The following is a 223-nucleotide window of genomic DNA, read 5'->3' on the forward strand; positions in this document are numbered from 1 at the left end:
CCGAGGTGGCCGAGGTTCTCGAGCTTCGATTCCTGTAGTGCGGTGCCGATGGAGATCACCGCGGCCCGCTCGTCGAGGCCGGCTTTCTTCGTGGCGGCGATGATGGCCTTGACGTTGGTGTTCTGTTCGTCGTTCAGGGTGATGGTCGACTGGTCGCCGTCCACACCGTGGGGGATCAGCTTGGTGGTGTCGACGTCCGGCTTGTCGGCGGCCTGCACGGCCA

At 65.0% G+C, this 223-nt stretch carries 1 pseudogene; it reads right to left on the reverse strand.

Annotated features, from left to right (window positions below):
• Window positions 1-223 (reverse strand): annotated as a pseudogene (locus SNR22_RS29280) (hypothetical protein); the annotation flags it as partial.

Source organism: Micromonospora sp. RTGN7 (assembly GCF_033804645.1).
Lineage (GTDB): Bacteria > Actinomycetota > Actinomycetes > Mycobacteriales > Micromonosporaceae > Micromonospora.